The sequence below is a fragment of the Xanthomonas sp. WHRI 7065 genome, assembly GCF_040203115.2.
Taxonomy (GTDB): domain Bacteria; phylum Pseudomonadota; class Gammaproteobacteria; order Xanthomonadales; family Xanthomonadaceae; genus Xanthomonas; species Xanthomonas arboricola.
Genome location: NZ_CP168194.1, coordinates 473,278 through 490,503, shown reverse-complemented (window position 1 = coordinate 490,503; position 17,226 = coordinate 473,278). Strand labels below are relative to the sequence as shown.

Annotated in this window: 16 protein-coding genes; 5 read left to right on the top strand and 11 right to left on the bottom strand. The window is 67.7% G+C overall.

From position 1 onward, the window contains the following. Positions 1–110 precede the first annotated feature (110 nt). From ABQY64_RS02095 to ABQY64_RS02085, 3 genes are all read left to right on the top strand, one after another. Positions 111–590 carry a hypothetical protein gene (locus ABQY64_RS02095; RefSeq protein WP_016903246.1) on the top strand — a complete coding sequence of 160 codons (480 nt, stop codon included), beginning with the start codon at positions 111–113 and terminating at the stop codon, positions 588–590. A gap of 581 nt (positions 591–1,171) precedes the next feature. After that, the gene (gene mnmG / locus ABQY64_RS02090) at positions 1,172–3,076 is read left to right on the top strand and encodes a tRNA uridine-5-carboxymethylaminomethyl(34) synthesis enzyme MnmG (protein WP_349780225.1); all 1,905 of its coding nucleotides are present in this window, start codon (positions 1,172–1,174) and stop codon (positions 3,074–3,076) included. A 220-nt stretch (positions 3,077–3,296) separates the two neighbouring features. Further along, the gene (locus tag ABQY64_RS02085; protein ID WP_052767959.1) at positions 3,297–4,007 is read left to right on the top strand and encodes a DUF2490 domain-containing protein; all 711 of its coding nucleotides are present in this window, start codon (positions 3,297–3,299) and stop codon (positions 4,005–4,007) included. Between the two features lie 132 nt (positions 4,008–4,139). Here ABQY64_RS02085 and ABQY64_RS02080 read toward each other — a convergent pair whose 3' ends face one another. Further along, on the bottom strand, positions 4,140–5,108 hold the full coding sequence (locus ABQY64_RS02080; protein ID WP_349780224.1) for an alpha/beta hydrolase: 969 nt from the start codon (positions 5,106–5,108) through the stop codon (positions 4,140–4,142). Positions 5,109–5,435: 327 nt separating this feature from the next. Continuing rightward, on the bottom strand, positions 5,436–6,296 hold the full coding sequence (locus ABQY64_RS02075; protein WP_039517307.1) for a PA4780 family RIO1-like protein kinase: 861 nt from the start codon (positions 6,294–6,296) through the stop codon (positions 5,436–5,438). A gap of 147 nt (positions 6,297–6,443) precedes the next feature. Here ABQY64_RS02075 and ABQY64_RS02070 point away from each other — a divergent pair, with 147 nt between their 5' ends. After that, positions 6,444–7,301 carry an IclR family transcriptional regulator C-terminal domain-containing protein gene (locus tag ABQY64_RS02070; RefSeq protein WP_024938784.1) on the top strand — a complete coding sequence of 286 codons (858 nt, stop codon included), beginning with the start codon at positions 6,444–6,446 and terminating at the stop codon, positions 7,299–7,301. A gap of 16 nt (positions 7,302–7,317) precedes the next feature. Here the strand turns inward: ABQY64_RS02070 and ABQY64_RS02065 are convergent, their stop codons facing one another. The 9 genes from ABQY64_RS02065 to ABQY64_RS02025 form a co-directional block, all read right to left on the bottom strand. After that, complete coding sequence (locus ABQY64_RS02065; protein WP_349780231.1) at positions 7,318–8,244, bottom strand: alpha/beta fold hydrolase; 927 nt, start codon at positions 8,242–8,244, stop codon at positions 7,318–7,320. 267 nt (positions 8,245–8,511) lie between these two features. Further along, complete coding sequence (gene pcaC / locus ABQY64_RS02060; RefSeq protein ID WP_349780223.1) at positions 8,512–8,916, bottom strand: 4-carboxymuconolactone decarboxylase; 405 nt, start codon at positions 8,914–8,916, stop codon at positions 8,512–8,514. Between the two features lie 256 nt (positions 8,917–9,172). Beyond that, positions 9,173–9,961, bottom strand: coding sequence for a 3-oxoadipate enol-lactonase (gene pcaD / locus ABQY64_RS02055; protein WP_039517320.1), 789 nt, complete (start codon positions 9,959–9,961; stop codon positions 9,173–9,175). A gap of 10 nt (positions 9,962–9,971) precedes the next feature. Then, on the bottom strand, positions 9,972–11,354 hold the full coding sequence (locus ABQY64_RS02050; RefSeq protein ID WP_349780222.1) for a 3-carboxy-cis,cis-muconate cycloisomerase: 1,383 nt from the start codon (positions 11,352–11,354) through the stop codon (positions 9,972–9,974). Between the two features lie 290 nt (positions 11,355–11,644). Beyond that, positions 11,645–12,208, bottom strand: coding sequence for a protocatechuate 3,4-dioxygenase subunit alpha (gene pcaG / locus ABQY64_RS02045; RefSeq protein WP_039517326.1), 564 nt, complete (start codon positions 12,206–12,208; stop codon positions 11,645–11,647). A gap of 4 nt (positions 12,209–12,212) precedes the next feature. Further along, the gene (gene pcaH / locus ABQY64_RS02040) at positions 12,213–12,941 is read right to left on the bottom strand and encodes a protocatechuate 3,4-dioxygenase subunit beta (RefSeq protein ID WP_039511204.1); all 729 of its coding nucleotides are present in this window, start codon (positions 12,939–12,941) and stop codon (positions 12,213–12,215) included. Positions 12,942–13,021: 80 nt separating this feature from the next. Further along, on the bottom strand, positions 13,022–14,230 hold the full coding sequence (gene pcaF, locus ABQY64_RS02035) for a 3-oxoadipyl-CoA thiolase (RefSeq protein WP_115510268.1): 1,209 nt from the start codon (positions 14,228–14,230) through the stop codon (positions 13,022–13,024). Continuing rightward, positions 14,227–15,015, bottom strand: a complete 789-nt coding sequence (locus tag ABQY64_RS02030) for a CoA-transferase subunit beta (RefSeq protein WP_039517333.1) — start codon at positions 15,013–15,015, stop codon at positions 14,227–14,229. Before ABQY64_RS02030 ends, pcaF begins: the two co-directional genes overlap by 4 nt. Beyond that, complete coding sequence (locus tag ABQY64_RS02025; RefSeq protein ID WP_053051074.1) at positions 15,012–15,875, bottom strand: CoA transferase subunit A; 864 nt, start codon at positions 15,873–15,875, stop codon at positions 15,012–15,014. Before ABQY64_RS02025 ends, ABQY64_RS02030 begins: the two co-directional genes overlap by 4 nt. A 256-nt stretch (positions 15,876–16,131) precedes the next feature. Here ABQY64_RS02025 and ABQY64_RS02020 point away from each other — a divergent pair, with 256 nt between their 5' ends. After that, positions 16,132–17,208 carry an aromatic ring-hydroxylating dioxygenase subunit alpha gene (locus tag ABQY64_RS02020; protein ID WP_016904721.1) on the top strand — a complete coding sequence of 359 codons (1,077 nt, stop codon included), beginning with the start codon at positions 16,132–16,134 and terminating at the stop codon, positions 17,206–17,208. Positions 17,209–17,226: the final 18 nt, after the last annotated feature.

The window sequence follows — 17,226 nt, the reverse complement described above, 5'->3', positions numbered from 1 at the left end:
TTGCCCGCGCATGCTGGATCGATGCAGAAGCACCACATTGCGGCACAGTTAAGGACCGATTCAATGCATCGGTTCGAAAGTGACACCATGGTTGCAGGAGGGCACCATCCATGAAATTCCGTCTGATCTTCGCCGCCGGGCTGTTGGCCCTGGGCGGCTGCGCAACCTACGACTACACCGGTGCGGGGTCGGGCGGCTATTACCGCGGCGCACCCGCGGTGCAGTACCGCTACCCGCCGGGCTACTCGCCGTATTTCTACGGCAACCCGTACGGCAACCCTTACGGCGCCGGGTCGATCGGGCTGTACGACTACCCGGTATACCCGGTCTACCGCGGTGGCGGCTATTACTACCGCCCGAACGATCGACGCCCGCAGTACCGGCCGCCACGTCCGAACGGCTCGTTCAACAATGGCCCGCGTCCGAACGGCCCCCGCCCCAACGGGCCGCGCCCGCAACAACCCAATCGTCCGCCGGCGACTGGCGCTCCGCCGTCGCGGCCGCCGCCCCGCATCGGTGCGCCGCCGCGGGTGATCCGCGAGATTCAACGGCAGACCGCGCCACGCAACACGCGTGAGCAGATTCCCTGAGTTGCTGACTGCGACGTGGCCCACAAATGGTGATGTTGGGGGCTTGCGTTCAGCCGGCACTTGGTCGCAAGCTAGGTGCTCTGTGTGACCCGCCACGTCATTTTTTGACCTGGCCCGCCCCACTGACCGACTTATGTCGATGTCCGACAGGGAAATCTGGATCCCCCCTGTTCCGGCCCTGTCGGATATCGGCGCCTCCAACGCATAAAGCCCCGGCATGCCGGGGCTTTATGTTTTTGTCGTCTGGTCTGCTCTGCCGTACCTGCGGCTACCCGTGCGAGCAGGCTGGGCTGTATCGGCATTGGGTCGCAGAAAAAAATAAGGGTCGGCAGTCCCCCGACTACCGACCCTTACGCTACCCCATCGCACGCGTGGCTGGCCCCTGTTCCAATTCCAGCCTTGCGCCCATGTCGCAATGCCACGACGGGTGCAGTAGGGATATCCGCACGGAACATGCCAACTTGAGGGTCAGTGTTTGATAATGTGACTCACATCACACTTTTACCCATCGAGTGACCTCGCTCGCCCTTCAGCCGATACTTTCGCGGCCGCCAACCTCCTTCTGCTCCTGGTCCACGCCCATGTCTGACTCCTTCTATCGCTACGACGTCATCGTGATTGGCGGCGGCCATGCCGGCACCGAGGCGGCGCTGGCCTCCGCGCGCGCCGGGGCGCGCACCTTGCTGCTGACCCACAACATCGAGACGGTGGGTGCGATGAGCTGCAACCCGGCCATCGGCGGGATCGGCAAGGGCCATCTGGTCAAGGAGATCGACGCGCTGGGCGGGGCGATGGCACGCGCGGCGGATCAGGCCGGCATCCAGTGGCGCACGCTCAATGCCTCCAAGGGGCCGGCGGTGCGCGCCACCCGCTGCCAGGCCGACCGCAATCTCTACCGCAACGCGATCCGCCGCATCGTCGAGGCGCAGCCCAACCTGACCGTGTTCCAGGCGGCGGTGGACGACCTGATCATCCACAACGGCGCCGCCGAAGCCGACAGCGTGCGCGGCGTGATCACCCAGACCGGGCTGCGCTTCGAAGCGCCCTCGGTGGTGCTGACCGCCGGCACCTTCCTGGCCGGCAAGATCCACGTCGGCGAGACCCAGTACGCGGCCGGACGCATGGGCGACCCGCCGGCCACCACGCTGGCCGCGCGTCTGCGCGAGCGGCCGTTCGCGATCGACCGGCTCAAGACCGGCACCCCGCCGCGCATCGACGGCCGCACGCTCGACTACAGCGTGATGGCCGAACAACCCGGCGACGATCCGCTGCCGGTGATGTCGTTCATGGGCCAGCTCGGCGATCACCCGCGCCAGGTCAGCTGCTGGATCACCCAGACCACCGAGCAGACCCACGACATCATCCGCAGTGCGTTGCATCGCTCGCCGCTGTATTCCGGGCAGATCGAAGGCATCGGCCCGCGTTACTGCCCGTCGATCGAAGACAAGGTGGTGCGCTTTGCCGAGAAGAGCAGCCACCAGATCTTCGTCGAGCCCGAAGGCCTGGAAGTGGCCGAGATCTACCCCAACGGCATCTCCACCTCGTTGCCGTTCGACGTGCAGCTGGCATTGGTGCGCTCGATCCACGGGTTTGCGCAGGCGCATATCACCCGCCCCGGCTATGCGATCGAATACGACTTCTTCGACCCGCGCGGGCTCAAGGCCTCGCTGGAAACCAAGGCGGTGGGCGGGCTGTTCTTCGCCGGGCAGATCAATGGCACCACCGGGTACGAGGAGGCCGCCGCACAGGGCCTGCTGGCCGGGCTCAATGCCGCGCGCCACGTGCAGGGATTGCCGGCGTGGTCGCCGCGCCGCGACCAGGCCTACCTGGGCGTGCTGGTGGACGATCTGATCACGCACGGCACCACCGAGCCGTATCGCATGTTCACCAGCCGCGCCGAATACCGCCTGCAACTGCGCGAGGACAACGCCGATGCGCGCCTGACCGGCGTCGGCCGCGCGATGGGGCTGGTCGACGACGCGCGCTGGGCGCGCTTCTCCGCCAAGCAAGAGGCGGTGCAGCGCGAAAGCGCGCGCCTGTCGGTGCTGTGGGCGACCCCGGGCAATGCGCTGGGCCGCGAAGTGGCCCAGACCCTGGGCGTGGCGGTGAGCCGCGAAACCAACGTGCTGGACCTGATCAAGCGCCCCGAACTCAATTACGCCGCGCTGATGCGCGTGCCGACGCTGGGGCCGGGCGTGGACGATGCGCAGGTGGCCGAGCAGGTGGAGATCAGCGTCAAATACGCCGGCTACCTGGATCGCCAGCGCGATGACATCGCACGCCAGCAGCGCCACGAAACCACGCCGATTCCGGATGGATTCGATTACGCCGGCGTGCGCGGGCTATCGATCGAAGTGCAGCAGAAACTCGAGCGCGTGCGCCCGCAAAGCATCGGCCAGGCGCAACGCATTGCCGGCATGACGCCGGCGGCGATCTCGCTGCTGCTGGTGCATCTGGAACGGGCGCGCCGCAGCCAGGTGGCGTAAGCGCTCGCCGGTGCGCGGGCAGCTGCATGGCGGCCGCCTGTTCAAACGCATGCGTTTTACACGCGGCACATGCGTTGATGTTTGTCAGCGGATGTCACGACGCGATGGCATGTCGCCGCAGGCGAAGCAACACGCCGGTATCGCCTCGGCGATGCCGGACAGCGCGATGGAGGTCGCGATCGAGTTGGTATGCTCCGGCACCACTGACAACTTCCTGATCATGAACAGACTGCGCGCGCTGCTGACGGCCACCTACCGAATCGCCTGCCCCGCCCTGCTGCTGATGCTGGGCGGCACCTCGCAAGCGGCCGCGCAGACCGAGGAAGACGGGCGTTACTGGCTGAGCGTGTATGCCCAGGGCAAGCTGCCGGTCGAAAACCTGTACTGGAGCATGGATGTGCACCCACGCTGGCGCGAAGAGGGCGAACAGTTCGACCAGTTGATCCTGCGCCCTGCGGTGTTTTACCGGTTCACTCCCAAGGCCAGTGTCTGGATGGGTTACGACACCATCATCAGCCACCCGGCCGGGCAATCCTCCAACCGTGAAAATCGCTGGTGGGGGCAGTTTCAATATCAGTTCGATCCGATTGCCAATATCACCATCACCAGTCGCACCCGCCTGGAGCAGCGTCACCGCGAAGGTTTCAGCGACGAGGGATATCGGGTGCGCCAGATGATCAGGGCGGTCCGGCCCAGCGCATTGTCTCCGCAACTGTCGTGGGTGGCCTTCAACGAACTGTTCGTCAATCTCGACCAGACCGAGTGGGGCGCCCGACGCGGTCTGGACCAGAACCGCGTCTTCGTCGGCATCAACTGGAAGTTCAACGATATTGCCAATGTCGACGTCGGTTATCTGAATCAGTTCGTCAACACCAGTACGGTGGACCGCGAAAACCACGTGCTGATGACCACGTTCCGCTTCAACTTCTGAGCCTGATGGTGGGCCCGCAGGACTTGCGCACTTGCGAGCCTGGATCGTCGTCTTTCCCTCGAGCGTTGAGCCACATGCGGGCTTGGCTGCAGCGCCGCGGCAGCGCGCGCATGGCACGCCTGCCGCAGGCCCTTACGCCGCCCTGCGCTCGACGGCGGGCAGCAAGCGCTGGCGCAGCAACAGCGCTGCCATCTCCAGCGTTTCGCCGGCGGCGCGCAGGACCCCGCCCATATTGATGAAGCCGTGGATCATGCCGGGAAAGCTGTGCAGGGTGACTTCCACGCCGGCGGCGCGCAGACGTTCGGCATAGCTGCGGCCTTCGTCGTAGAGCATGTCGCGCTCGCCCACGATGACCAGTGCGGGCACAACGCCGGCCACCTCCGGCACCAGCATCGGCGAGACGCGCCAGTCCTGTGCAATGGCGGGGTCGGGCAATAGATGGCGATTGAAGAAGCGCACTGCCTCTGTGGTCAGCGGCGGCAGGCCGGCGTTATGCGATCGCGACGGGTATTGGCCGTTGTCCTCGCGCGCATCGGTGAGCGGATACACCAGCACCTGGCAGCGCAACGCGATCCCGGCATCGCGCGCGGCCAGCGCCGCGACTGCGGCCATGGCGCCGCCGATGCTGTCGCCGGCCACGGCCAGGCGCTGCACATCGGCACCGACCGCATCGGGCTGGGCAACCAGCCAGTGCAGGGTCGCAATCACGTCCTCCACGCCGGCCGGCGCGGGATGTTCCGGTGCAAGGCGATAGTCGACCGCCAGCAGCTGGCAGCCGGCGCGCGCCGCCAGTTGCCGGCAGACGTCGTCGTGGGAGTCGAGGTCGCCCACCACACCGCCGCCGCCGTGCACGAACAGGCAGGTCGGGGCCGGACCGGCAGCCAGCCCGGACGGGCGATACAAACGCAGGCGCACCGGGCCGGCGGCGGTGCCGGCCTGCAGGTCGCGCACCTCGGCCATCTCCACACGCGGGAAGCCCAGCTGCGTGCCGAGTGCACGCATCATTGCACGCGCGCCCTCGATCGGCAGGGTTTCCATCGGTGGTTGAGCGGCGTGTTGAAGCTGGGCAAACAGGCGCACGACATCGGGATCAAACGACATGGCGGACTCTCCAGGAGACGATGGCTGAGCCTGCCAGATACTTATGATCAATCACCATTCAACGCCATCAATTATTTCAATGGCGATACCGGAGATGCGCGGCAGTACCGCAAAAACCCCCGTGCTGCCGATGCATGCGCCTGCCATGGCGATGCCCGGCGAATAGTCGCGCCATCAGCATCCGTTGGTTTTTTGCTGCACTGCATCGTGGCTGCGCGCCTGCATCGGCGCGCACCTGCCTGATCACCCTGAGCGGTGCATTGCGGCCGCGCGCCAGCTGTGCCGCTGCTGCTGGCACGCCGCATCGCGCGCGAACGCAACAGCGGTCTAGTCGTCGTCCTCGGCAGCGGCCTCGCGGCCCTGCTGACGGATGAGGTTTTCCTGGCGTGCGTCCTCGATCGAGGCGCGGATGGCACGCACGTCGGCGCGCCGGGTGTCGAACTTGAAGCGGCCGGTCAGCACGCTATCCGGGCGCAGCTCGCCCTTTTCGAACAGCGCCCACATCTCTTCGCCGTAATGGGTGTCCAGCAACTCCGGGGCGAAGCGGCCGAGGCAGTCGCGCAGGTTGTGCACATCGCGCAGCAGCATGTCGCGTGCAGCGTTGTTGCCGGCAGCACTGACCACCTGCGGGAAATCGATCAACACCGGGCCCTCGGGCGAGACCAGCACGTTGTATTCGGACAGGTCGCCGTGCACCAGGCCCAGCGACAGCATCTTGACCACATCGCCGATCAGGCTGGCGTGGAAGCTGCGCGCCTGCTCCGGCTCCAGGTCCACCTCGCCCAGCCGCGGTGCGCTGTGGCCGGCCTCGTCGGTGACCAGGTCCATCAGCAGCACGCCGTGGAAATAGCCGCGCGGCTTAGGCACGTGAACGCTGGCGTCCATCAGTTGATAGAGCACCTCGGCTTCGGTGTTCTTCCATGCGGTCTCGGCTTCGCGCCGGCCGAACTTGGTGGCCTTGCCCATCGCGCGCGCCTGGCGGCTGCCACGCACCTTGCGGCCTTCCTGATATTGCACACGCGCCTGGAAACTGCGTTGCGCCATGTCCTTGTAGACCTTGGCGCACAGGATGTCGGCGCCCGTACTGACCACATAGACGGATGCTTCCTTGCCGCTCTTCAGTGGTCGCAACACTTCGTCGATGATGCCGTCGTCGATCAGCGGTTGCAGGCCCTTGGGGGTTTTCATGGACTAAGGAGACCGATCCGAAACAAACCAGCAACGATTATGCGGCAACCAGGGTGAAGCGCTTACATGTCCAGGCGCAAGCTGCGACCGGGGGCATGTATCGGCGTGAGCGCTTACCATGCACGGACCCGTCCACGCTGCGATCCGATGCCCGAGCCCGCCTCCAGCCGCCGCAAACCCACCACCACCGTGGCCACCGCCGGGAGCGAACGCGGCCTGCCGCATGAGTTGATGCAGCAGATCGCCGCCGCCCAGGGCGACCCGGACTTCATGACCTCGCTGGGCCGCGGGCTGGTGGTGCTGAGCGTGTTCGCCCAGCACGCGCGCGAGGTGACGATGTCGCAGATCAGCCTGGAAACCGGCATCTCGCGTGCGGCGGTGCGGCGGGTGCTGCATACCCTGGCCAGGCTGGGCTATGTCGGCGAGCAAGGCCGCGGCTACGTGCTGCTGCCGCGCGTGCTGGGGATCGGCGGTGCGTATGCAGCGTCCTCGTCGATGACCGCGGCGGCGCAGCCGGTGCTGGACGGGCTGCGCGACCAGTTGCACGAATCCTGCTCGCTGGGCGTGCTGGACGGCGACGACCTGCTGTACGTGGCGCGCGCCGAGACGGTGCGCATCATGTCGATCGGGCTGCGCCCGGGCACACGCCTGCCGGCCTACTGCACCTCGATGGGCCGCGTCCTGTTGGCCGCCCTGCCCGGCGACACCCTGCAGGCGTACCTGGAGCGCACCACGCTGCGCCCGCGCACCGACCGCACCGTGACCCAGGCTTCTGCACTGCTGGAAGTGCTGGCACGCACGCGCCGCGAAGGCATGTGCCTGACCGACCAGGAACTGGAAATCGGCCTGCGCTCGATCGCGGTGCCGGTGCGCAACCTGCGCGGCGAGGTGATCGCCGCGCTCAACATCGGCGCCCAGGCCGGGCGCGTGAGCCTGCAGACGATGCAGACGCTGCTGGAGCCGTTGAAGCAGGCGGCGCAGCGGCTGGGTGCGTTGTTGAGTTAGTCGCCGGCGGGCGCGCTCAGCGCGGCCGGCGCAGGAAGCTCACCACCGCATCCACCCAGGCGGCATGGGTGTCCTCGACATGCGCCACGTGATCGGCGTGCGGCAGCGTGACCCAGCTGCGGTCTTCGCTGCGCAGACGTACGTACAGGTGCGCGTTGTCCGCCTGGGTCGCGATGGGATCGTCGACGCCACGCAGCAGCAACACCGGCAGCGTGGTCACCTGCTCCGGCTGGAAGGCGAACTGCTCCATCGCGCGCCAGTCGGTGCGCACCGGGTCGGCCGATACCGCCTGCGCCACATAGGCCGCACGCACGCCGGGCGGTGCGGCGTTGGCGGTAATGAAGTCCTCGCCGGCCGCCGCGGCCGTGGTGGGCGCACGCAATGGCTGCGCCGGCGCCGGGGTGGTGTCGGGCGCTGCGTCGACATCGTCGGGGAAGCCGTACAGCACCAGCGCCGACACTGCCTGCGGATGTTGCTGGGCGATCAGCAGCGCCACCCGCGCACCATTGGAATAACCGAGCAGCGCCGGCGGCGGCAGCTGCGGGTGCTGGTGGGCAACCCAGCTCAGCACCGTATCGACATCGGCCACGGCGCGCGCGGGCGTGTTCCAGCCGCTGCGATCGCGCGCACTGCCGCCGTAGCCGCGCAGATCGACCGCATAGGCGGCGTAACCGGCCTGCGCCAATGCCGCCAGCACCGAGCGCGCATCGCGCGGCTCGTCGGCAACCTGCAGATCGAAATTGGGCAACGCACTCCAGGTGCGCCCATGCACCAGCAGGATCGTGCCGCGCGGCTGCGCGGGGACGCGCGACCACACCGCCAGCGTCTGGCCATCGTCGGCGCGCACCTGCGCCAGCTCGGTCCCGGGCCCGGGATGCGGTTGTGCCTGCAGCCCGGATGCGGTGAGCAGCAGCGAAAGCAAACAAACGGTACGCAGCAGCATCGGCAACCTCATGGGGAATGTCCTGTGCGAACGGAAGCGGTGGTCCGTTGCGGTACGTGCATCATCCCGTCGTCGATGGGTGATGTCATCAGCGGCGATGTGCCTACGGGACGGCCAGGGTGCAACGCAGTGCGCGCGTTGGATCGCCACCCTGCCCGGCGTGCCCTGAGTGCAGACCAGGGGCACAGCCAACCTAATCGGTCGCATTGCCCGCCGCATGCCGCGCAAATGCAGCGTGCCTGCTGCACTCACGCGTCGCCGTGGCCGTCAGCCTTCGCGCGCCGGCTGTTCTTCGCCGGCCTGCTCCTCGAGGATGGGCTTGGCCAGCGCGAAGGCATGGTTGGCGGCAGGCACGCCGCAATAGACCGCGGCCTGCAGCAGGACTTCCTTGATCTGCTCGGGCGTGACGCCATTGTTGCGCGCGGCGCGCACGTGCAGCTTGAACTCCTCGTCGTGGCCCAGCGCCACCATCATCGCCAGGGTCAGCAGCGAGCGGGTGTGCGCGGGCAGGCCATCGCGGGTCCAGATGGTGCCCCAGGCGTAGCGGGTGATCAGCGTCTGGAACTCGTCGGTGAACTCGGTGCGTGCAGCCAGCGAGCGCTCGACATGCGCATCGCCCAGGACGCGTCGGCGCTCGCGCAAGCCTGCCTGGTAACGCTCGTCTTCGTGCATCGGAATCTCTCCTGCGTGGGAATGGGGAATGGGAATGGGGAATGGGGTGCTGACGGCTGCTGCAGGTCAGCTGTGGCCGTAGGGCAAGCGCTGACGTATCAGGTGCATTGGTTGCGATTGACGTCGCTGGCGACAGGCAGCTGGCCGTGGTCAGCTGGTCGCAGATGCAACGCATGAGCGGGAATGCCGGGCGTCGTGCATGCCGGATCGGGGTGACGGCTGCATGCGTCCGGCAGCTGCCTGGCCGGGTGGAGGGTCACACGTGGTCGGCCTGCAGAAAGCCCAGCACGCTGTGGTTGAACGCGGCCGGCGACTCCAGGTTGCAGATATGCCGGCCGGGCACCTGTGCGTAGTGGCCGTGCGGGGCGGCGTACGCGATCTCGCGCAGGTCGGCCGGCGGACAGACCGGGTCGTCGTCGCCGGCCAGTGCGAGTAGTGGCAGCTCCAGCGTGTCCAGCGCGCCGCGGAAATCGGCGTCGGCCACCGCCTGGCAGCAGGCGATATAGCCCTGCGGCGATGTCGATACGAACGCGGCCACGATCATGTCCAGGCGCTGCGCATGGCTGATCGCAAACGGTGGCGTGAACCAGCGTTGCAAGGTGGCATCGACCAGCCCCGGCAGGCCTTCGCTGCGCACCTGCTCGATGCGCGCGTTCCAGCTCTCACTGCTGCCGATCTTCTGCGCGGTGGCGCACACCACCAGCCGGCGCAGGCGCTGCGGTGCATGCAGGCCCAGCCACTGCCCGGTGAGTCCGCCGATCGACAGGCCGCAGAAGTCGCTCTGCGCGATCTGCAACGCGTCCCACAGCGCCAGCACGTCCTGGCCCAGGTCGGCAACGCGATACGGGCCGGGCGGCGTGTCCGAATCGCCATGGCCGCGGCGGTCGTAGCGCAGGATGCGGTAATGCGGCGCAAACGCGGCGATCTGCACGTCCCACATGTGCAGGTCGGTGCCCAGCGAGTTGCAGAAGGTCAGCCAGGGGCGGCCTTCGGTACCGTCGAGGCGGTAGTGCAGGCGATGCGTGGGCAACTGGAGATAAGCCATCGGAGCACCGTCAGCGGGATGAAGAAGCGGCCAGCACGCGATCGATCCAGACCGAGGACATGCCGCGCCAGCTGTCCACATCGAACACCGCCTGCAGTTGCGCCTGCGTGAGTACCGCGCTCACCTGCGCGTCGTCGCCAAGCACCTCGCGCAGATGGCGCTGCTGCGCCTGGGCGCGTGCCACCGCCTGTTCGACCAGCGCATGCGCCTGTGGCTTGCCGAGCCGTGGTGCCAGCGCAAACACCGCTGCCTCGGCGTACAGCACGCCGCCATGGCTGTGCAGGTGCGCGCGCATGGCCTCGCGGTCCAGTTGCAGGTCGGCCAGGCAGCCTTGCATCTGCGCCAGGCTGCCGGCGGTCAGGCACACGATCTGCGGCAAGGTCTCCCATTCCGCATGCCATTGCCCGGCGGCGCGCTCATGCGGCTGCGCCATCGCGCTGAACAAGGTCGCCACCAGGCCGGGCACGCGGGTGGCAGCAGCAACCGCAGCGACGCTGGAGACCGGATTGCGCTTGTGCGGCATCGCCGAGGAGCCGCCCTTGCCGGCTGCGGCCGGCTCGAACACTTCGCCGACCTCCGACTGCATCAGCAGCACCACGTCGCCGCCGATCTTGCCCAGCGTGCCGGCCAGCAGGCCGAACGCACAGCCGACCTCGACGAGGCGATCGCGTGCGGTATGCCACGGCATCGCGGGCAGCGGCAGCGCCAGCGTGGTTGCCAGCGCCTGGGCGACATCCAGACCGCGCTCCTGCAACGACGCCAGCGTGCCGGCCGCGCCCCCGAACTGCAGCACCAGGCCATCGTGCTGCAGGGCCTGCAGGCGGCTATGCGCGCGCTGCAGCGCATCCAGCCAGGCGGCGACCTTGAGTCCGAATGTGACCGGCACCGCCTGCTGCAACAAGGTACGTCCGGGCAGGCCGGTGTTGCGTTCGCGCGCGGCCAGCGCAGCCAGCTCGGTGCACAGGCCCTGCAGGCGCGGCAGCAGCAGGTCGAGCGCAGCGCGCAGCTGCAGTACCGTGCCGGTGTCGATGACGTCCTGGCTGGTGGCGCCCCAGTGCACCCAGCGCGCGACCTGCGCATCGTGGGCGGCCACGCGCGCGGTCAGCGCCTTGACCAGGGGAATGGCGGGGTTGCCGGCAAGTGCGGTGGCCTGGGCCAGCGCGGCCAGATCGTAATGCTGCACGTCGCAGGCAGCCGCAATGGCCTGCGCGGCCTCGGTGGGAATCACGCCGCATTGCGCCTGCGCGCGGGCAAGCGCGGATTCGAAGTGCAGCATTGCCTGCACCCGCGCCGTGTCATCGAACAACGCGTCGCAGACAGGCTCGCCAAACAAGGATCCCAACAGGGAAGACGTCGCAGTCATGCATGGCCTCTGGTGGCGTGCCGGCAGCATGGCACCGATGCGCAAGAGTGCCAACTGGCGTGCGCGGTGCCGGGTGGTGTGCACGCGTGGTGGTCAGTGCGGGTCATGCGTACCGCACGTTTGGACAAGGCGCGTGTCGCGGCGGGATCACGGCATTGCACGCAGCTGTCGCGCGATCACGCTGGATCACCGAGGGCAGCGCGCGCAGGCACCTGCCTGCCCGGCGCGCGGCGACAGCTGCGCAGCACCAGCACGCAGATGCAGGGGCGCTGATCGCACGGAGACAACCATGCATGGCAACCTGCGCACCGACGGCGCGATCAATAGTTGAAGAACACCGTTTCCGCATCGCCCTGCATATGGATGTCCCACACGTAATCGCTGCCACCGCGCGAATGCGCCAGCAGCGTGCTACGACGCTCGGCCGGCACCAGGGCCAGGATGGGGTCGCTGCCCAGCTGCGGATCGTCGGCGAAGTACAGCCGCGTCGACACGCCGCGCAACAGCCCGCGCATGAAGACCAGCACGGTCAGATGCGCTGCCTGCAGCTTGCCATCCGGCCCGGCGACCTGGCCCGGCTTGACGGTGCTGAAGGAAAAACGCCCCTGCGCGTCGGTCGGCACGCGGCCCCAGCCATCGAAGCCGGGATCGTGCGCCTGGCAGCGCGCATCGGCGGCATGCGCATAGATGCCGGCCGCATCGGCCTGCCACAGCTCCAGCACTGCGTCGGCCACCGGGTTGCCGGCGCCATCGAACACGCAACCGCTGACCTGCACGTGCGTGCCCGCGGCCTGCGCAGGCGCGAGTTGCGCGCGATACAGCGGCTCCAGCCCGAGCCGGTAATACGGGCCAACGGTTTGCGACGGGGTGGTGTGCAGGCTCATCGATTCACTCCCAGACCGTTTGCTTGCGACCGCGCAACACGATGTCGAAGCGGTAGGCCAGCGCGTATTCGCTCACCGCGTTTTCCCAGTCGAAGCTGGACACCATGCGTTCGCGGGCCTGCGCATCGTCCACGCAGTTGTAGATCGGGTCGTGCGCCAGCAACGGGTCGCCGGGGAAGTACATCTGGGTGATCAGCCGCTGCCCGATGCCATCGCCATGCAGCGAAAAATGGATATGCGCCGGCCGCCAGGCGTTGTAGTGATTGCGCCACGGATACGCGCCCGGCTTGATGGTCTTGAACGCGTAGCGGCCGTGGTCGTCGGTGAGCACCTGTCCGGTACCGCGGAAGTTGGGATCCAGCGGTGCGTCGTGCCGGTCGCCGGCATGTTGATAGCGGCCGGCGGCATTGCATTGCCACACTTCGACCACGCTATTGCGCACCGGCTTGCCGTTTTCGTCGAGCACGCGGCCGGACACGATGATGCGCTCGCCCAACGGCTCGCCCGCAAAGCCGGCAGTGAGGTCGGCGGCATGCGCGCCCAGGGTGAGCCGATTCAATTGCGGGCCGGTGACTTCCGACAGCGTGGCCGGGATATCGATCGGCGCGCGCGTGGGGCCGCGCAATGCGGTGGATGCGTAGGGCAGATGCAGGTAGGCCGGCTGCGTGCCGATCCGTGGCCGGCGATAGCCGAGCAGCGGATCGATCGACGTGTCAGAGCTGGGGTCGCGCATGCGGGATCTCCATCGGTTGCGCTGCGGCAGGATCAAAACGTGGGTGTGCGGTCACGGCAGCGGCGGTTGCAATCGGCGTACTACACGCGCTCGATCGCCAGCGCTACGCCCTGCCCGACCCCGATGCACATGCTGGCCAGCCCAAGCCGCCCGTTGCCCGCCTCCAGTTGCCGCAACAAGGTCAATGCCAGTCGCGCACCGCTCATGCCCAGGGGATGGCCCAGCGCGATGGCGCCGCCATTGGCGTTGACGTGCACGGCATCGTCGGCCAGGCCGAAGGCGCGCGTGCAGGCCAGCACCTGCGCGGCGAAGGCTTCATTGAGCTCGATCGCATCGAACTGCTCGATGCGCAGGCCCAGGCGTGCCAGCAGGCGCTGCGTGGCCGGTACCGGGCCGATGCCCATGTAGGCCGGCTCCACGCCCGCCGAGGCGAAGCCGAGCACACGTGCCCGCGGGGTCAGTCCATGCGCATGCACGGCCTGCGCAGACGCCAGCAACAGGGCGGCAGCACCATCGTTGAGACCGGCCGCATTGCCGGCCGTCACCGTGCCGGGCTGGCGGAACACCGGCTTGAGCTTGGCCAGCATCTCGGCGGTGGTGTTCGGGCGCGGATGCTCGTCGCGATCGACCGCGCTTGCCTCGCCTCCTTTGCGTGCGGCCACCGGCACCGGAGTGATCTCTGCATCGAAGAAACCGGCCGCCTGTGCGGCGGCGGCGCGTTGCTGGCTGCGCAACGCAAACGCGTCCTGGTCTTCGCGCGCGATGGCATGGCGCTGTGCCACGTTCTCCGCAGTCTCGCCCATCAGCTCCACGCCATAGGCGCCCTGCAGGCGCGGATTGATGAACCGCCAGCCCATGGTGGTGTCTTCCAGCTGTTGCGTGCGCGCGAACGCGCTCTCGGCCTTGCCCATGACCCAAGGTGCGCGGGTCATCGATTCGACCCCGCCGGCGATCGCCAGGCCCAGCTCGCCGGCACGGATGCCGCGCGCCACCGTGCCGACCGCATCCAGCCCCGAGCCGCACAGGCGATTGAGCGTGCTGCCTGGCACAGAGCTGGGCAAGCCCGCCAGCAACAGACTCATGCGCGCGACATTGCGATTGTCCTCGCCGGCCTGATTTGCGCAGCCCAGGTACACGTCGTCGATCAGCGCCGGCTCCAGTTGCGGATTGCGTGCCATCAACGCGGCAATCGGTATCGCGCCCAGGTCGTCGGCGCGCACGCCGGCCAGGGCGCCGCCGTAGCGGCCGATCGGCGTGCGGATGCCATCGATCAGATAGACCTCGCTCATGCCTCGGCTCCGGCTGCCTGCTTGCCATGCGCTGCGTCGGTGCGTGCCTGCAGCGCACGCAGCGCCTGCAGTTCCGCAGCGCTGGGTGGGGTGGTCTGCGCCAGATCGGCGGCGAAGCGGATCGGCCAACCGGTGGCCGCGCTCACCTGCTCGCGGGTGCTGCCGGGGTGCAGCGCGGTGACGGTGAGTTCGCGGGTCACGGGATCGGGCTCCATCACGCACAGGTCAGTGACGACCACGGTGGGGCCGGCGCCGGGCAGGCCGGCACGCTGCCGCGCATCGCCACCGTCCAGATGCCCGACTGTGGTGATGAAGTCCAGCGCGGGCACGAAACTGCGTCTGGATTGGCGAATGATGATGAACACCTGTTTGGCGCTGGCCGCGATCTCCGGCGCGCCGCCCGCGCCGGGCAGCCGCGTCTTCGGCGCGTCGTACGGGCCGATCACCGTGGTGTTGAGGTTGGCATGGCGATCGATCTGCGCCGCGCCCAGGAAGCCCACGTCCACGCGCCCGCCCTGCAGCCAGTAGCGAAAGATTTCCGGCGTGGAGACCACGGTGTCGGCGGTTTCGGCCAGCTCGCCGTCGCCGATCGACAACGGCAGCACTTCCGGGCGCGCGCCGATCGGGCCGGATTCGTAGATCAGCGTGACATCCGGCGCATGCGTCAGCCGCGCCAGGTTGGCGGCGGTGGATGGCAGGCCGATACCGACGAAGCACACCGCGCCATCGGGCAGGCGCCGCGCCGCCGCCACGGTCATCATTTCGTTGGTGCTGTAGTCGCTCATGCGGCCACCTGCAGCAGCGATTGCGCGTACACGCGCTGGAACGCGGCAAAGTCCTCGGTGTCGTGAATGTGCGTCTGGATCCACGCCTGGAAGCGTGCACGGTCGCGCGCAATCGCATCCCAGGCCAGGTAGAAGCGGTTGTCGCGGGCGTAATAGCCGTGCGCGTACGACGGTGCCGCACCGCCGGGCACATGGCAGACCGCATCGACCACCCAGCGCGGCAGGATGCAGGCGTTGGGCGGCGCATCCAGCGTGTCGACGATCTCTTCCACCGTCACGATCACCTTGCGCGCCGCCAGCGCGGCTTCCTTCTGCACACCCAGGATGCCCCACAACAGCACGTTGCCGCGGCGGTCGGCCTGCTGCGCATGGATCACGGTGACATCGGGCTTGACCGCCGGCGTGGTGGCCAGCGTCTCGCCGGTGTACGGGCATTGCAGGAACTTGATGCTGTCGTTGACACGCGGCAGGTCCGAGCCGACATAACCGCGCAGCACCGCAAACGGCAGGCCCGAGGCACCGGCTACGTACGCGTTGGCCATGTCGGCATGGCTGTGTTCGCGGATCTGCAGCGGCTGCGGCCACGCATGTTCGACCGCATCGCGCAGCCGGTGCAGCGAACCGACGCCGGGATTGCCGCCCCACGAGAACCGCAATGCCGATGCACACCCGGCGCCGATCAGCTGATCGTAGATCAGGTCCGGGGTCATGCGCACCAGGTGCAGGTCGCGCTTGCGCTGGCGGATCACCTCGTGGCCGGCCGCATGCGGAATCAGATGGGTGAAGCCTTCCATCGCCACGCAGTCGCCATCGGCGATCAGCTGGGACACCGCTTCTGAAAGGGGGACGATCTGGGCCATTGCTTCGGTCCTGCGCAGCGAGCGTGTGGTCACGTTAGGCGCAGCTGCACGGCCCGGTCAATGCGATTATCGGTGCATCAATTCGATAATCGCACAATTTCGGCGAGCGACCGACGCTCCAACATTGTCTCCGGTGTATACATAACTTCGCTTGCAAGCAGACGCCAGCGCCGGCATGCGCGTCAACTGGTCGCCAGCCGGCGCACCGCTGCCGATCCGCACCCCAGGTTGTATACAAACCCCAGGAGCCACGGTCATGTCCCAGTCCAAGCAGCTGTTTCCCCTCAACGCGTGGTACGCCGTCGCCTGGGACCACGAGATCAAGCACGCGCTGACCCCGCGCAAGGTCTGCAACCTGGATGTGGTGGTCTATCGCACCACTGCCGGGGCGGTGATCGCGCTCGAAGATGCGTGTTGGCATCGCCTGGTGCCGCTGTCGATGGGCAAGCTGCGCGGCGACGATGTGGTGTGCGGTTACCACGGGCTGGTCTACAACAGCCAGGGCCGCTGCGTGCACATGCCCTCGCAGGAGACCATCAATCCCTCCGCGTGCGTGCGCAGTTTTCCGGTGGCCGAGAAGCATCGCTATGTGTGGATCTGGCCGGGCGACCCGGCGCAGGCCGACACCCGCCTGATTCCCGACCTGCACTGGGCGCACGATCCGGCCTGGGCCGGCGATGGCCGCACCATCTATGCCAAGTGCGACTACCGGCTGGTGCTGGACAACCTGATGGACCTGACCCACGAGACCTTCGTGCACGGCTCCAGCATCGGCCAGGACGAGATCGCCGAAGCGCCGTTCGAGGTGATGCATGGCGACCGCTCGGTGGTGGTGTCGCGCTGGATGCGCAACATCGACGCGCCGCCATTCTGGGCCAGCCAGATCGCACGCCATCTGGATTACCGCGGCAAGGTCGACCGCTGGCAGATCATCCGCTTCGAAGCGCCCGGCACCATCGCCATCGACGTTGGCGTGGCCATCGCCGGCACCGGTGCGCCGGAGGGCGACCGCAGTCAGGGCGTCAACGGCTACGTGCTCAATACCATCACGCCGGAAACCGACACCACCTGCCATTACTTCTGGGCGTTCATGCGCAACTACGCGCTGCACGACCAATCGCTGACCACGCTGACCCGTGCAGGCGTCACCGGCGTGTTCGGCGAGGACGAGGCGGTGCTGGAAGCGCAGCAACGCGCCATCGACGCGCATCCGGATCACACCTTCTACAACCTCAACGTCGATGCCGGCGGGATGTGGGCGCGCCGCGTGATCGATCGGCTGATCGCCCAGGAGCAGCGCGCGCAGGAACTGTCGCTGCGCATGGTGGGCTGAGCACCGCATCGGAGGTCT

Excerpts from the sequence above, each read along its gene's own strand:
- ABQY64_RS02095 (WP_016903246.1), top strand. The coding sequence starts at position 111 with ATGAAATTCCGTCTGATCTTCGCCGCCGGGCTGTTGGCCCTGGGCGGC.
- mnmG (WP_349780225.1), top strand. The coding sequence starts at position 1,172 with ATGTCTGACTCCTTCTATCGCTACGACGTCATCGTGATTGGCGGCGGC.
- ABQY64_RS02085 (WP_052767959.1), top strand. The coding sequence starts at position 3,297 with ATGAACAGACTGCGCGCGCTGCTGACGGCCACCTACCGAATCGCCTGC.
- ABQY64_RS02080 (WP_349780224.1), bottom strand. The coding sequence starts at position 5,108 with ATGTCGTTTGATCCCGATGTCGTGCGCCTGTTTGCCCAGCTTCAACAC.
- ABQY64_RS02075 (WP_039517307.1), bottom strand. The coding sequence starts at position 6,296 with ATGAAAACCCCCAAGGGCCTGCAACCGCTGATCGACGACGGCATCATC.
- ABQY64_RS02070 (WP_024938784.1), top strand. The coding sequence starts at position 6,444 with ATGCCCGAGCCCGCCTCCAGCCGCCGCAAACCCACCACCACCGTGGCC.
- ABQY64_RS02065 (WP_349780231.1), bottom strand. The coding sequence starts at position 8,244 with ATGCTGCTGCGTACCGTTTGTTTGCTTTCGCTGCTGCTCACCGCATCC.
- pcaC (WP_349780223.1), bottom strand. The coding sequence starts at position 8,916 with ATGCACGAAGACGAGCGTTACCAGGCAGGCTTGCGCGAGCGCCGACGC.
- pcaD (WP_039517320.1), bottom strand. The coding sequence starts at position 9,961 with ATGGCTTATCTCCAGTTGCCCACGCATCGCCTGCACTACCGCCTCGAC.
- ABQY64_RS02050 (WP_349780222.1), bottom strand. The coding sequence starts at position 11,354 with ATGCTGCCGGCACGCCACCAGAGGCCATGCATGACTGCGACGTCTTCC.
- pcaG (WP_039517326.1), bottom strand. The coding sequence starts at position 12,208 with ATGAGCCTGCACACCACCCCGTCGCAAACCGTTGGCCCGTATTACCGG.
- pcaH (WP_039511204.1), bottom strand. The coding sequence starts at position 12,941 with ATGCGCGACCCCAGCTCTGACACGTCGATCGATCCGCTGCTCGGCTAT.
- pcaF (WP_115510268.1), bottom strand. The coding sequence starts at position 14,230 with ATGAGCGAGGTCTATCTGATCGATGGCATCCGCACGCCGATCGGCCGC.
- ABQY64_RS02030 (WP_039517333.1), bottom strand. The coding sequence starts at position 15,015 with ATGAGCGACTACAGCACCAACGAAATGATGACCGTGGCGGCGGCGCGG.
- ABQY64_RS02025 (WP_053051074.1), bottom strand. The coding sequence starts at position 15,875 with ATGGCCCAGATCGTCCCCCTTTCAGAAGCGGTGTCCCAGCTGATCGCC.
- ABQY64_RS02020 (WP_016904721.1), top strand. The coding sequence starts at position 16,132 with ATGTCCCAGTCCAAGCAGCTGTTTCCCCTCAACGCGTGGTACGCCGTC.